This is a genomic window from Sphingobacterium sp. IITKGP-BTPF85 (assembly GCF_001006065.1).
In the GTDB taxonomy this organism is placed as follows: Bacteria; Bacteroidota; Bacteroidia; order Sphingobacteriales; family Sphingobacteriaceae; genus Sphingobacterium; species Sphingobacterium anhuiense.
On sequence record NZ_ASZT02000128.1, the window covers coordinates 1 to 15,691 of the forward strand.

At 37.5% G+C, this 15,691-nt stretch carries 11 protein-coding genes, 1 tRNA gene and 1 pseudogene; 4 read left to right on the forward strand and 9 right to left on the reverse strand.

Annotated features, from left to right (window positions below):
* Positions 1–39 precede the first annotated feature (39 nt).
* The 5 genes and pseudogenes from L950_RS19610 to L950_RS19630 form a co-directional block, all read right to left on the reverse strand.
* Positions 40–582: an NUDIX hydrolase gene (locus L950_RS19610; protein WP_021189368.1), complete on the reverse strand. Its 543-nt coding sequence runs from the start codon at positions 580–582 to the stop codon at positions 40–42.
* Positions 583–590: 8 nt separating this feature from the next.
* Positions 591–2,323 (reverse strand): annotated as a pseudogene (locus tag L950_RS19615) (phospho-sugar mutase).
* A 78-nt stretch (positions 2,324–2,401) separates the two neighbouring features.
* A complete protein-coding gene (locus L950_RS19620; RefSeq protein WP_156169772.1) occupies positions 2,402–3,085 on the reverse strand; it encodes a hypothetical protein in 684 nt (227 codons plus the stop codon).
* 148 nt (positions 3,086–3,233) lie between these two features.
* Positions 3,234–3,962: an enoyl-CoA hydratase/isomerase family protein gene (locus L950_RS19625; RefSeq protein ID WP_021189370.1), complete on the reverse strand. Its 729-nt coding sequence runs from the start codon at positions 3,960–3,962 to the stop codon at positions 3,234–3,236.
* A gap of 110 nt (positions 3,963–4,072) precedes the next feature.
* A complete protein-coding gene (locus L950_RS19630; RefSeq protein ID WP_046792082.1) occupies positions 4,073–6,688 on the reverse strand; it encodes a carboxypeptidase-like regulatory domain-containing protein in 2,616 nt (871 codons plus the stop codon).
* Between the two features lie 174 nt (positions 6,689–6,862).
* Between L950_RS19630 and purD the strand changes: the two genes are divergently transcribed.
* From purD to L950_RS19650, 4 genes are all read left to right on the forward strand, one after another.
* Positions 6,863–8,137, forward strand: coding sequence for a phosphoribosylamine--glycine ligase (purD, locus tag L950_RS19635; protein ID WP_021189372.1), 1,275 nt, complete (start codon positions 6,863–6,865; stop codon positions 8,135–8,137).
* An 89-nt stretch (positions 8,138–8,226) separates the two neighbouring features.
* Positions 8,227–8,298: transfer RNA gene (locus L950_RS19640), tRNA-Glu, on the forward strand.
* A gap of 437 nt (positions 8,299–8,735) precedes the next feature.
* A complete protein-coding gene (locus tag L950_RS19645) occupies positions 8,736–9,476 on the forward strand; it encodes an aspartate/glutamate racemase family protein (RefSeq protein ID WP_021189373.1) in 741 nt (246 codons plus the stop codon).
* Positions 9,477–9,629: 153 nt separating this feature from the next.
* Positions 9,630–10,343 (forward strand): pirin family protein, encoded by a 714-nt coding sequence (locus L950_RS19650; RefSeq protein WP_021189374.1) that lies wholly within the window; start codon positions 9,630–9,632, stop codon positions 10,341–10,343.
* A gap of 73 nt (positions 10,344–10,416) precedes the next feature.
* On the opposite strand, the gene L950_RS19655 is transcribed toward L950_RS19650, so the two are convergent.
* From L950_RS19655 to L950_RS19670, 4 genes are read right to left on the reverse strand one after another with little or no spacing between them, the layout of a single operon-like run.
* Positions 10,417–11,574 (reverse strand): sialidase family protein, encoded by a 1,158-nt coding sequence (locus L950_RS19655; protein ID WP_021189375.1) that lies wholly within the window; start codon positions 11,572–11,574, stop codon positions 10,417–10,419.
* Between the two features lie 18 nt (positions 11,575–11,592).
* Positions 11,593–13,485, reverse strand: coding sequence for a family 20 glycosylhydrolase (locus L950_RS19660; protein ID WP_316930712.1), 1,893 nt, complete (start codon positions 13,483–13,485; stop codon positions 11,593–11,595).
* Between the two features lie 45 nt (positions 13,486–13,530).
* Complete coding sequence (locus L950_RS19665; RefSeq protein ID WP_021189377.1) at positions 13,531–14,724, reverse strand: AGE family epimerase/isomerase; 1,194 nt, start codon at positions 14,722–14,724, stop codon at positions 13,531–13,533.
* Between the two features lie 5 nt (positions 14,725–14,729).
* Positions 14,730–15,506 carry a sialate O-acetylesterase gene (locus tag L950_RS19670; protein ID WP_052764488.1) on the reverse strand — a complete coding sequence of 259 codons (777 nt, stop codon included), beginning with the start codon at positions 15,504–15,506 and terminating at the stop codon, positions 14,730–14,732.
* Positions 15,507–15,691: the final 185 nt, after the last annotated feature.

Sequence of the window (15,691 nt, forward strand, 5' to 3'; positions counted from 1 at the left end):
TTTGTTACTGGTCTGTATGAAATTTTAATTTAAATATGCTTAAAATATTTTCAATTTGTGAAAGGCATAAAATAAGGCTGAACTTTGAAGTGCCTGACCAAATTTATTTTGCAACAGCAATTCTTTTGCTTCTTCGATAGAAATCAAATAAACATCTATTTGCTCACTTTCATCTAGGTCTTGCTCCTGGATCTTCTTTCCTCCCTGCATGAGGTAAGTATGTGTAATATTTTTACTTGTAGCAGGGTTGGCATAAAGTTCCGCAATTTTTTCAATCTTGGTAAAAGAATAACCTGTCTCTTCAAGCATTTCTCGCTCCGCTGTAAATTGTGGATCTTCTCCTTCTTCCATCGTTCCTGCCGGTATTTCAAGAATAACCTCGCCGGCAGCGTGTCTATATTGTTTGATGACGATCAACTTATTGTCTTCCGTTATACCGACCATATTGACCCAGTTTGGATATTCTAGCACATAGTAATGATCATTAATACTGCCGTTAGGCAACTCACAGGTATCCCTTCGTAAGGTAGCCCAAGGTGCTTTCGAGATATATTCTGATGATAGTAATTTCCACTTTTCCATTCGTACGATTAAATAATATCGGCCATCATTCGGTCCACTTTTGTGGCTAACTCTTTTTGGAGCTGTTCATAGTGCGATTTAGCTGTTAATGGTGCTTTTACTGAACAATAAAATTTTATTTTAGGTTCTGTTCCTGATGGTCTCGCAGAAATAACATCACCATCTACAGTGATAAATTGTAAGACGTCCGATTTCGGGAGATCAATGACTGTTTTAGTACCGGTGGCTATATCTATGGCGACCGAATTTTCATAATCACGAACTTCTACAACAGCTATGCCTCCTAAAGATTTAGGCAAATTGGCACGCAGGTTACTCATCATTGCTTTGATTTCTTCTGCACCAGCTTTACCTTTTTTAGTTAATGAAACTAATTTTTCTTGGTAGCATCCAAATTCTTGATACAGGTCAAGGAGAACTTCATATAAAGATTTGCCTTTCGATTTGTAATAGGCGGTCATCTCTGCTAAGAATGCGCATGCATTTGGGGCATCCTTATCACGTACAAGACTTCCGACTAAGTAACCATAGCTTTCTTCTCCGCCAACTAAATATGTCGCTGAATCGCCTAATTTGGTCATTAGTTCGCCAATATATTTGAATCCAGTTAAGGTCTCATAGTAAGGTACATTAAAATGGTTGGCAATTTCAGCTTGAAGATTTGTTGTGACGATTGTTTTTACAACATAGGGATTGTTATTAAGTTGATTTTGTTCTTTTTTAGAACTTAATACATAATAAACAAGTAGACTACCGATCTGGTTACCGTTCAGTAATTGAAAACTACCTTTATCGTTTTTAACTGCGATTCCAACGCGATCAGCATCGGGATCTGTTGCTAGTACGAGATCAGCATCCAGCTCTTCACCTTTTCTTTTGGCCAATGCCATAGCATCTTCTTCTTCTGGATTAGGATAAATAACTGTTGGAAAATTACCATCTGGAGTGGCTTGTTCTTCTACAATGGAAACATTGTTAAATCCCCACGCTTCCAATAATTTTGGAACAATTGTAATTCCTGTTCCATGAATAGGAGAAAATACGATTTTAAGATCTTTTTGAGCTTCTACAGCCTCCGGGTGGATACTTAATTTTTTATTTTCATTAATGTAAATTTCATCAATTTCATCTCCTACAGGTATAATATTTTCTGGAATTGGCTGAAATGATATTTGCGAAACGCTATGGATAGCATTAACTTCTGTAATGACATTTGTATCGTGCGGAGCTGTTAATTGGCATCCGTCGTTCCAATAGGCCTTGTAGCATTATATTCTTTTGGATTATGTGAGGCGGTAAGCATGACACCACTTTGGCAGCCAAAGTGACGGATTGCAAATGATAGTACAGGTGTTGGACGCAGTTCATTAAATAAATATACTTGGATTCCATTTGCCGCAAATACATCAGCCACCAGCGTTCCTAGGCTTTGTGAGTTGTTGCGGCTGTCGTAAGCTACAGCTACTTTAATGACCTGATTTGGAAATTGCTTTTTTAGATAGTTTGCCAACCCCTGAGTTGCTTTACCGATGGTATACTTATTTATCCTATTGGATCCTACACCCATGATGCCACGTAAACCTCCTGTACCAAATTCTAAATCTTTATAGAATGAATCTGTTAGTTCAGTTACTTCGTTGTTATCAATTAAAATTTGTAAAGCAGCTCTTGTTGCTTCATCGTATTCTGAGCTAAGCCATTGGTTGACTTTTGCTTGTAATTCCTGATCCAGACTATTCATTGTTATTGTGAATTTAAACTGTCAAATTAAATATTTTTTAGGAATGTAATGCTTTTAATGTGAAATAAATCATTATTATTAGGCATCACATCCACCATAAGCACGATCAAGTACCGTAAATATCCACTTACTATTTTTATTTGTGATGTGGAAGATAAGTGGAGCGTTTTTATCGGTTAGTATGACGCGGTAACTTTTAGCTTCTAAAGCTTTTAGTTTTTGAATCTCAGCATTTGATATTTTAGCATCCGAGATCTCGTTCATGAATTTTGCGGTATGCGATAGTTCTGTTGGATGTTGTTTGTTATTACAAAATAACCCCTTTTTATTCCAGGCCTCTTTTCCGCAGTCATATACCGGCAATTGCCCTATCGTAACCTTTCCTAAGAAATTGGTATGCGGATAAGGGTAATAATCGGGTATTGGATGATTGAAATCAAAAGCCACAGCATGTGTATAGATGGCTTGCACTCCAGGTCTATAGATGGTGTAATAACCGACCGTTTTGTCAATATAATTGTTTAAAGCCTTGGAATCTTGTTTGTTAAATGCTTGAATAATATTCATTATGGCCGCGTCTAATGATTCGCCCTGTGGTGCTTGTTCTTGGATCGTATCTGTTGAATCTGATGGGATCGGCAGTGTATCTTTTGCTATCGTATCGATAGAATCCAGTTGACTTTCCTTTTTCTCAGCAGTTCTATTGCAACTGCTGAAAAGAAAAACTGCAATGAGCCAGACTCCCAATATTTTTTTCACCATGGTTATTATCATCTACTTGAGCGGATTTTTATTAATCCGAGTTAATTACAAAAATAGAACAACGGTTGCTTTATTCAAATACGTTGTACGTTAATCTTAAATTAATTGACTTATTTAGTTTTGTTCGTTAAATTGTGTATGATTGTTTTTAGAATACTACGAGTTGAGGCTTCCACCATTGCTCTAATATTTTTTCAATTGTTTCTTCCTCTTTTGCGCCGAGGTTTTCTAGAAGTTCTTTTCTGAAGTTCAATTTGCAGGTTTTCCATGTTTCTTTATCAAACTGGGTTACTGATTTGATCTTGCGTAAAGCGGCGGTGTGAATTGCATTTGCTGGCACGACTTCATCAACAAGACCTACTGTAAGGGCTTCTTGTGGTGACAGTAATTTTCCCTCAAGTAAAAAGCGATAGGCATTCCCTTTCCCTAGCCAAAAGCTATAAAGGTGAAATATACTTTCTGGTACAATTAATCCAACTGGAATTTCGTTTAGGCCGATAATAAAATTTCCTTCTGCCATGATCCTATAATCACAACAGATTGCGATAACACATCCTCCTGCAGGGCTATGGCCGGAAATTGCGGATACAATTGGTTTTGGAAACGAAGCCAGATCACGTGTTGTTTTGAAAAAGAGTGACCAGAAGTCTCTGATTTCGGTTTCATTGTATTCATATAATGTGATCAGATCTAAACCGGCGCTGAAAAAACCTTCTTTGCCATGAATGATAACACCTTCAATAGCCACATCTGATTTTAAATCGTGTATACAAGCAATTAGTTCTTCAAGCAGCACCGTATCCATTGCATTGGATTTTCCTCGGTCTAAAAATATGTTCGCGATACGGTCTTCCGTTTTGATTTGTATATGTTTCATATGTAATTATTTTTTTTTAAAAAGGCCATATGGAATATCCAAGTATTTTCATTGGTGTTTGTGCAGTTTGTACTACATGGATATTTCATAAGATTTATGTTCTTGTAAATTTATTCAACCACATTTATATTAATTTCTTTCCTGCCTATCTTTCCATTGAAGTCTATACCTTCCAAAATTATTGTATATGGACCTTTTTCGTCCGAAGTATAAAAATCGAAACTTGCTTTTCCAACTTGATCGGTAATGATGTTAGGTTCCCAGTGTATTGTCGTTCTTAAATCTGAAACTATTTTTGATACATCTTTTGCTTCGTAGCTCGGTTTATAAAATGTTCGACTCAGGTTAAAGCCTTTCGGTATAATGGTACGAATGCCTGTTGGTTTAAATGCAGTTGTAGCGCCATTGCCTCTTTTTGTTGTAATTACAATTAAACCATTGCCTCCATATGAACCATAGATTGCAGTATGATTAATGTTTCTCAGGACCTCAATACTCCCTACATCCGCGGCACTTAACATCGAGATCTGATCACCTTCGATGTACATGCCGTCGAGGACAACCTGCATAGGTCCGTTGCCTCGGGTATTGTAAGGTACACCGTTCCTCCACATCACACCTGTGAGTCGTCCGACTAGACATTGTTCTAATGTACTGCAGTTTGACAGATCCTCTTCTGTAAGTACTTGATCGGCATTGCCTGGTCCATTTAAGTTACTTGAATTGGCAACGGCCTTTTTTATTGCTGTGCGGGTAATTTTAACTTCTTCGAGTTGTATGGAGCGCTGTTTGAGTCCAGCGGCTTCTAGCTGTGCAAAGTAGGCTTGTGCATTTTTTATATTTCCTAAGTATTTGGTGTTTATATTGTTCAGTACTTCAGGTAAATTTTTATTGATACCATTTGCTGGTTCCTCGATTTCATCAAGCTCAATGTCCAGTCTATTTTTATCTTTATCGGATTTTGCCGTCATAATGAATTTGATACTGTCGGTAAATAACAGGTCATCAAAAGAAAATTTTCCAGCTTCGTTCGTTAGCGTATCAATAGCGGCAGTCATATTGGTTGTAGGGATCAGAGTAACAGTTGCTTTTGGCACAACCGCTTTTCTACCAAGTTTTTTTATTGTTCCTGATATGGATATATTTTTTTCAAAATTATATTTTGGATCAGACATTTCATCTATTTTTGCCCAGTCTAATTTTCTCCACCCTTGTATCAGCATCAGATTATCCAGATCACTTTTTTTAATGTCTTTACTATCTGAAAAATAATAGTTGGGGTTTTCTATGAATCCATTTATTTCCGAACTTAATAGCAAGGACGTATATATGCTGGATCTATAGGGAGTATCAATCTGGGTTTTATTGCTATTAACAACTGATGCTGATAATGAACCAACCCGAATGGAGTCTGTGGTGTTTCCGCTTAAAACGCTAATGTTTACTTTTTGACGGGTTCCATAGGTGGGTTTATCAGCGGTTGCTTCGATAGGAAGAATCTTATCAGCCCGATAGTTGAAAATCATTCGTTCTAGTAAAGGCTTTAGGGTTGCATCCAATATGGATAACTGTATAACTCCCTGAGGCAGATTTTGTCTGGGGATGGAAAAAAGGACTTCGTTTTTATTCAATTTTTGCTTGGAAACATGAAATGAATTTCCATTATATTGGGCGATAAGATAAATTTCTTGCTGATTGATTTGATCAGGGCTAGCATTAACCTGTACAAAGACCCTGTCATCAGTAAGATTGCCCACATTCATGTTTAGTCCTGACAGGCTGATTGACGGAAAAGGTGTTTCTGTTTTAGTGCCGTCGGTAAATGTCGCTATGGCTGTATATTTTAATTTTGCATCCAAAACAAAAGGATAGCTGACCATACCGAGCGGACTGGTTTCCATCTCGACTATCTTCTCCTTGTTGCTGTCCATAATGATGATGGTGCACTTTTCTCCCAGTCCTTTACTATTAAGAGCTTTAAAGCCTATTTTAGTGTGTAGTTGGTTTATAATGTTGCCTGATTCGGGTAGTATTTGCAGGCTGTTACTTGATTTATCTGCTGGAACGGTAAATGTTTTACGAATTATTATTCCGTCTATTGATTTAAAAGACAAATTGATGATTTCACCTGCAGGTATATCTTTAAGATCAATCAAAAGCTGACCCTGCTGATCTGTTTTTTCTCGTGAGGATCTTTGTTTTCCATTCTTGAGATGGGTTTTGTAGCTAATATTAATTTCTGGCAGGGGAACTCCTGATAATGTTTTTAGTTTTACTGCGTAGTATTTTTTCTCTCCATCGAAGATGATTTCATCTTCGGTCGTAATATTATCCGATCGACCATTATAGATGGGTAGTGTTTTGTCAAAGAAGTATGCAGTACTATCATTTCTCATCCATTGTGTATAAGCACGGATACGATAGGAACCCTCGATAAGGGTATCTGATAAGGCCAGATCAGCAATGCCTAAGCCAGCGGTTAGGGGGATTTTTAAGGTATTTACTGTTTTATTATCTGGAGATATTAAATCAATATAGGCAACTTGGCTTACTCCGGATAAGAGGTTGTCTGGTGTAAGTGTGCAGTACAGCTTCATCCAAATATTTTCGCCAGCTGAATAGCTTTCTTTGTCCATATGAACATGGATTTTTTCTTTTGGATTTCTTGCAGCATAATTTCCTAATTTATCGATGAACTGTCGGATATCCGTTTGTCCTAATGACATAAAAGGAATTATGAATAATAAACTAAACAAGCTTGCCTTAAGATTCATACATTGAGGGTCAATAATTTGGAATAAATTACGAAAAATTATTAAATAATCCGTTGTTTAGAATTTGATATCAATGCAATTAGAAATTTTCTATCAATATTAGCTTAAAACAAATATCTTTGTGCTATGAATATCCTAATCATTGGTTCTGGCGGTCGTGAATCAGCCTTCGCCTACAAACTTTCGCAAAGTAAGCGTCTTCAAAATTTGTTTATTGCTCCTGGAAATGCAGGTACAGGTGCGTATGGTAAAAATGTAGCATTAAAAGTGACTGACTTTGACGGTATCGCAAGTTTTGTTCTTGAAAATGATGTTAACATGGTTTTGGTAGGCCCTGAGGAGCCTCTAGTAAAAGGTATTCATGATTATTTCTTGAACCGTGCCGATTTAAAGCATATACCTGTTATCGGTCCACAGCAAGAAGGTGCGCAACTAGAAGGATCGAAAGATTTTTCTAAGCAATTTATGGACCGTCATGGTATTCCTACTGCCGCTTCACGTTCTTTTGATAAAACAAATTTGGAGGAAGGTCTTGCATATCTGGAAACTCAAAAGTTACCAATTGTATTGAAAGCAGATGGTTTAGCTGCTGGAAAAGGGGTACTGATCTGTGAAACATTGGAAGATGCCAAGTTGGAACTGAAGGCGATGATCGCTGATTCTAAATTTGGTGCAGCGAGTGATGTTGTTGTTGTAGAAGAGTTTTTGAAAGGTATTGAATTGTCTGTTTTTGTTTTAACAGATGGTAACTCGTACAAAGTATTGCCTTCAGCTAAAGATTATAAGCGTATTGGAGAAGGGGATACAGGCTTAAATACAGGGGGAATGGGATCAATATCTCCAGTTCCTTTTGCTGATGAGGCTTTTATAAGTAAGGTTGAGGAGCGTATTATTAAGCCAACTGTTGAAGGATTAAAGAAAGATAATATTCCATATAAAGGATTTATTTTCATTGGCTTGATGAATGTTGACGGCGAACCATTAGTGATCGAATATAATGTGCGTATGGGTGATCCGGAAACAGAATCTGTTTTGCCACGTATTGAGTCCGATTTAATTGACTTATTAGAAGGTGTTGCTCAAGGTAATCTAGAAACACGCTCTTATACTGTTACTCCAAAAACGGCAGTAACTGTTATGCTGGTTGCTGGAGGATATCCTGGAAACTATGAGTCTGGTAAGGTGATTTCAAATATTGAAAATGTAAAAGAGTCGATTGTATTTCACGCAGGTACCAGCATGCAAGACGATAATGTTGTGACTGCAGGAGGTCGTGTTATCGCAGTAACGACATTGCAGGATACGTTGTTTGATGCTTTGCAACAGGCAACTGCTGATGCAGGAAGAATCTATTTCGATGGTAAATATTTCCGCAGAGACATCGGTTTTGATTTGATTTAAAAAATTTTTCATTTCTTTTTTGGAAGATTAATAAAAATATCTATATTTGCATCTCCAAACAGGGAAATATCCTATTGGAGATGCCAAATGGCCCGTTCGTCTAGGGGTTAGGACGTTAGATTTTCATTCTAGAAACAGGGGTTCGATTCCCCTACGGGCTACGAAAGCGACTTAAGAAATTAAGTCGCTTTTTTTATGTCCATGGTTTTCAAAAAATGCCTATATGATTTTTTTTATCTGTATAAATGCATTTTTACTAAGCGCAAAATGAATAGCAAAAGCTTAATAAATCAACACATAAATTAATGTTCAAAGAGTGTGCATTAACAAGAAATGATGCTGATGTTCAGGTGATAGATCGACATTTTCATTTGGCACTTGGTTTGCGTATTTAAAAGTGTGAATGTGCTATGGTCTACAGGTTCAAATCCTGGATTTAGAGCCATAATGAGGCGTCAAGAGAAAGTGTCGTAGCATTTTATAATTCGTATTCGGGAATCGATGGTATGAAATATTTAGTGGAATTATTTTTGGAATAAAATCAAACTTCTGGTCATGCAAATGGCGAAAGGAGAGTTAGATTAGATAAGGAGGAAATATGATAGGTATTGTAGGAGGTGTTGGTCCTTTAGGAGGGCTTGACTTGTATAAAAAAATTATTGAGGAAACTATAGCGCTGTCAGATCAGGAACATTTACCCGTTATGCTTTATTCGTTTCCGAACTTAATTGGTGATCGCTCAGAATATTTAAAGGGACATTCAACTGTTAATCCGGCTATAGCTTTAGCAGAAATCACACGACAGATGGAAAGTGCGGGTGTTACTATTGTAGGTATTCCTTGTAATACTGCTCATGCAGATCCTATTTATGGGGTATATGAACAGGAACTAGCTAAAACGAACCAAAAGATTAAAATACTGCATCTCGTTAATGAGACGATTTCTTACATGAAGGCATTATATTCAAAAGCAAAAGTTGGTATCCTTTCTACTACAGGTACACGTAACAGTGGGCTTTATCGAGATTTGTTACTGAAAGAAGGTTTCGAAATTGTAGAACCAAGTGAAGATTGGCAAGACCGGATACATGCTGCTATATATGATAAGGAATATGGAATTAAAGCGCAGTCAACTCCTGTGACCAACAAAGTCCGTCTGGAATTGCATAGCGCGATGGACGAGTTAAAAAAAGGAGGAGCAGAAATTATTGTCTTAGGATGTACTGAACTGCCACTCGCTCTTCCAGAAAATGATCATAATGGCATGACCTTAATTGATCCTAATCGGATATTAGCGAGAGCACTTATTTATGCTTTTTCACCGGATAAATTGAAATAATGCTTCATTGTTTTGAGTATGGAAGTTTTCCCTGCGTCTTTTAAAGAAATTCTAGGAGCAGATTTGTCAATCTGTCATGTTAAATAGTCCATTATTTTATTGATTTCTAGCTTGGTATGTTATTTGTGTGTTTGAACATATAATTATAATCAAATGCAAAAGATAATACATAAATCAGAAAAACGTGGTCATGTTGACTTTGGATGGTTGAAAAGTGCCCACTCTTTTAGTTTCGGAAATTATTTCGATCAGGATAAGGTTAATTTCGGAGCATTACGTGTTTTGAATGATGATTTTGTTGAAGCAGGAAATGGTTTTGGACGTCATCCCCATGATAATATGGAGATCGTCAGTATCCCGTTAGCGGGTGTTTTGGCTCATCAAGACAGCATGGGAACCAGTCGTGATATCCAAACTGGTGATGTGCAAATTATGTCCGCAGGAACTGGCGTTACGCATTCTGAATTTAATGGTAGTAAAGTAGATCCTGTTAAATTTCTTCAAATTTGGGTTATCCCGAGTGAAAGACAGTTGACCCCAAGTTATGATCAGAAGTCATATTTGGATTTAGATCGAAAAAATAAGTTTGCGACGATCGTTTCTCCCAATACAGCAGATGCCCAAGCGGTCTTTATTAATCAAGATGCTTATTTCAATTTAGCAGATATTGAGGTGGATACTACCGTTAATTATCAATTGCATAGTGAAGCAAATGGTGTTTACGTATTTGTTTTAGAGGGGGCCATCGAAATAGCAGGAGAGAAGTTAAATCGCAGAGATGCGGTTGGAATTTGGGAAATAAACGAAATCGATATGCTTTCTACATCGGATGCTCAAGTTTTATTGATTGAAGTACCCATGTTTTAAATTTTGAGATACATAGTAAAAAAGTGTCTGTATCTAAAGATTCAGACACTTTTTAGTTCGATGCAACAGGTTGCTATTTGATTGACACCGTGTCAAAAACAATCGTTTCGTAATTATCCTTTTCATAAAGCACGCCGATCTTCTTATTGTTGATCAGAATAATATCTGAATAGGCGGCATAAGAATCTTTATAGCCCACAGGTGCTTTTGCCACTACATGGTTAAAATACCAGGTCTTTCCTTGATCTTTACTGATTCGTAATGTTAAATTATCTCTATCTTTTTGAGAGGCAGCATTGCAAACAGCTAGAATATAATTTTTACCTTTTTTCCAAGATAGGGTAGAACCTTGGTTAACAGGATCTGGTAGATTTTTATCATAGAAAGTGGTATCCCATGTTGCTCCGCCATCATTCGAATAAGAAATAATACGGTTTCGTACATTTCCCTGTTGGTTTCTAGTATTCATATACAATCCTGTTTCGGAGATCTGTGCGGCCATCGTTTCATTTCCACCTTCAAAGCTTATTGTATTTCCGATTTTGAAAGTTTTACCATGGTCGTCGGAATAATAACTATGTGCAAAATAATCTTTTCCTGCAGGTTTTGGGTCTCCTTCTGAATGATTTGCAGGAATGTATATACGGCCTTTATATTTTCCGGAATCAAATTGTAAAGCATGACCAGGTGTATTCGCGTAGGTTCTCCAATCCTCTTTAAAAGTATAATTAGGATTGAACGCGGGTTGATTTGGACGATGCACTGCAGTTGTAATGTTTGTCGGTGCAGCCCATGTTTTTCCTCCATCTGTAGAAGTGATATACCAGCATTCGCGAATTCCATTTCCTTTTCTGACATCTCCTTCGTGATTATTTCCTGTATTGTAGAATAAGAAAATTCGTCCTTTTGGATATTGTGGATCTAATAGATCAACGATAGGTGCGGGGTTGCCCGCCTGTAATTTATCTTGGTCTACAGCTATCTGCAGAGGTCCCCATGTTTTTCCATTGTCAGAACTGATTTTGTAAACGATATCGACATTTCCGTAGTCTCCGGCATGTTCAACACGGCCTTCGGAGAATGCAATCAGATTGTTACTTTTATCTTTGACAATCGCTGGAATACGGTAACTTTTGTAACCGTCATCTCCCGATTTAAAAACAGTCGTTTCTTGTGCTTGGATCATCGTCGATGATAGCAGGATAGAAAACGTTAAAAATAATTTTTGCATGATATAATGTTTTGGTTATTAATTACTCTGTATAAATGTAAACATCCATTTTACTGGATTTTGCCAATCGGTTCCTTTAAAATCGCTGATCGGTAATTTGATTAAAATTTCATTCCAACCTTTTTTCAATAAAATCTTTGTTGGCGCTCTGTAGGAATAGCCTTCGTCTACTAGAGGAGTTTCTAAATCTCCTTTTGCACCGGCATGCTTCCAAATAGGCGGTTCGATCGTTTTATTATTGACCCAGACTTGGCTTCCAAGATCATCCCAAGTGTGTAATTGGGGTGTATTGCTTGCATATGACCGAGATAGATTGTTGAATCCGATCCAGAATAATTTGTGCTCGCTTTTTTCACTCCATATCTTGGTACGTGCGTACCAAGTTGTGTTCTCTTGTGGATTTTTAAGTGCACCAGGTATGATATCTGCCCACCAATGTCTCAGTATCACGGTACCTCCCGCTATTGTTTTTGTAACTGTTATATCAGGTGCAAATGGTTTCGTTTCTATTGGAAATGTTTTTGCAAGATTGCCCTCATTTTGAAAGGGGCCGATCAGTTCCCATTTTGATCCTATTTGTTTGACATAGGGAAATGGTTTATCAGAAAAATAGCTGTTTTTATGATGGAGCAGTCTAGTTTCAAATGCTTTAAATTCCTGATAAGCAGGAAGACTTTCTTGCACAATATTACATGTCCAGCCAGCTATACCACCACCTCGCCAACTGCGTTCTGCAAATGTGACAAGAGCGGGATATATGGCGTTTTGGACAAACATATCCTGAGGTTCGGCTACTGCACGATCTGGCCATGAACACAAGGTTGCTCCGATCAGATTTTTATGCTCCTTATCTTGTTCGCCAATTTTTCTATGAAATAAGGTCGTTACAGTTTCCAAAGGATCCATATGATTTATATAGAGATGTTTGGAATCGATAAATACATGGTCCCCCTGTTCTAGAATTTTTTTGGGACCACCCATCCACAGTTGTCGAATGGTCTGTGGCATAAGATTACTGCCCGGATCCCAACCAATTGTTTTATAACCTAATTCTTCAACGTATTTTGTGATTTCAGGCATGAAGTTTTTGTTGCTGATTTTTACTTCATCACCTCCAATGTGCAGATAGGGGAGATCGGTATAGGTTTGTGAAAATTCTTTTAAAAGTTCCTTAATATATACCATACCAGAGTCCGTTTGCATGCCTACTCCAAAATATCTTTTGAAAGCATCACTGTGTCCTGGCATATCAATTTCAGGTAAAAGCAAGATATGGCGTAGTTTGCAATAACTTATGAGTTCTTTGAACTCTTGTTCTGTATAATGCTCCCCTTTACCTCTGGTAATGTTAGATGGATCGGTAAGATCCGGGTATTTTTTACTGGCTAAACGCCAAGCAATATCTTCTGTAAAATGAAAGTGTAAAACATTTAATTTATAACGTGCCATGATATCAACCTGTTCTTTTAGCATAGCAAGAGGTTGATAATTTCGTCCGACATCAACGAGGAAGGACCGCCATGAGAATGCCGGTTTGTCATTGATCTCACAAAATGAAAGCTTTTTTTGCTGAATTGAAAATTGTCTTAATGTTTGTAGTCCGTAATAAATGCCTGCACTATTGTGTGCTTTTATGTGGATTCCTTTCTCATCAATTTTCAAATAATAAGCTTCCTTATTTTCGGATAAACCACTTAATAGCTCAAGTGTTAGGAGTGGCAGGCTGTTGTTATGACCAGTTTTTTTAGTTCCTATTTTCCAATCTGCAAGAATGGTTTTGGCCAGTTGATATTCATTCGTTAGTGCTGGATTATTTTCATTTACAATAATTCCCTTGTTCAGATCAAGCATACCTTCCCCCAATTCCATGTTGATCGGTAATGGAATTAAGTTTTCTTGTGCAGACGAGATTGAAAAAAACTGATGCTAACAAGTAAAATGCTAAGGTATTTGAGCTTAAGATTCATTTCTATCCGTTAAGAAGTTTTTAAGAATTGTCCAACAATACCATTCCTGACGAGGTAGGTGGAATGGTCCTTTGAATAGATTTCCTTTCGCAGTCTGTGCAATTGAACCATCCCGATGGAGATATCCAAACCATTCGCCATGCTTCTGATCGTGAAATTTTTCATAGCCATACTGATGTATTTTTTGATGCATGTCGGCATACTTTTCGTTTCCTGTCAATAAATACGCAAGCAGAGTGGCAATGATGGTTTCGTTTTGAGGCCACCAGAATTTCATATCCTGCCAATATTCTTGTACAGGCTTATTGTATAGATCTCTAAAGTATAAAATACCTCCAAATTCTTTATCCCAACCTCTTTCCCACATATAGTCAAGCATTTTACAACCTAATTCGATAAGCTTTGGATCGTTGTTGCGGTATTGGGCTTCATGTAGAATAAACCAGGCTCCTTCTATGGCATGGCCGGGATTTAAGGTTCTGCCATCAATATGATCGATGATTTCTCCTGTCGGCGACACTTGTTCCATGACTACCTTGAGGTCGTGTTTCACGAAGTTGGTTTCAATTTCTTTTATCCAATTAGCGATGGCTTCATCACAGCGCGGGTCACCAATTGTGTCACGTAGTTGTTGTGCCGTATTGATCATAATCATCGGCGTTCCAATACCTTTTGAAGGCCTTGTATCTGTAAACTTAGGAGCTAATTTGATTTCTCCGGAAGCATATTGGATACATTTCCCAAAAATAGCACGAGCCTGTTCGGCTGCTTCTTGACTGCCTGAGGCCTTTGCATAGGCAGCAAAGGCAATAACCGCAAAAGTCTCGGAGAAATAGTATCTTCTTTTACGGATCGCCTGACCATCTTTCGTGACATGGAAAAACATTTGTCCGTCGGTATCAAAGCAGTATTTTTGGATAAAATCGTAGCCTAATTTAGCTCCGTCTAACCATTCTTGTTTGGGTTCTACTGTGTTGTATAGTGTTGCCAGTAACCAAGTTGCTCGTCCTTGAATCCAAACTGCTTTGTCATCATCAATTAAACTTCCGTCCTGATCACGCATGAGTAAAAATCCACCGTTTTCATGGTCAAATGATTTTGGAAACCAAAATGGAACAGTATCTTCTAGAAGCTGTGTTTTATAAAATTTTTCGAGTTCTTCGAGTTGTGTTAAAGTATACATCGTTTTTAGTCAATTTTAAAACTGCATGTTGAAGCTGGTACGTTTGCTTCATTTTCCAAATTTGCAGTGCTATAAGGTGAATATGCGTATCGGATTTCTGTTATGATTTTATCACTTGGCATATCAATCGATACACAATTTTTTTGAATCGATATTTTTCCAGGCTGTAAGGAATATCCCTTTTCATCGATCAGGGTAAATCCTTGTAAAGGTTGATTATTATTCGTTTTGAGTGATTTACAGTTTTTAAAATAGACCTTGATCCTACTGTTTTTTATGGTATAATGGTCGAATGTTGGATAATCTGCATTGATTTTGAATTTGTATTCGTGGGCAAGGGCTAGATTTGCCAATCGATTTCCGATAATGATCTTATTTTTAGGATGGACATCCGAAAGATCACCGACATCTGATGAAACAGCCATATAGGTGTTTTCAAGTTCTGTATTCAATTTGCGCTGACTGTCTCTGAATCTCGGCCATGAAGGACGTTCAATACTTGACAGTTGCACATAATAGAAAGGAAGGTCTTGCTTAAAATTTTGGCGCCATGAACTGACAAGTGTTTTAAATAATAGCTCGTGTAGTTCAATGTTATGGGCATTGCTTTCTCCTTGATACCACAAAATAGCTGTGAATTGCGTATGTAACCAATGCAATATACCGGCTTCAAAATTGTAGGCGGGTTCATAAGGGTGACGTTGATATTTTGCGGAGGACAGTGCCAGATTTTGATCAGATCTATTGCGGCAAAATCCTGTATAAAATCGGATTTCCTCCAACTATGGATGTAGCTTGCTAGTAGATTATTTTGTTCTAATGTTGTACGGTCTATCCATGATTCGGTATTGGATCCAGGAACATCCAGTTCGACTATACCAATTGGAATATTGGTCCTAGAAGATACTTGGAGTGCAAAAGCATAAGCTATTGCAGAGAAATTTGCCTTATTTTCTTGTGTTGGTAA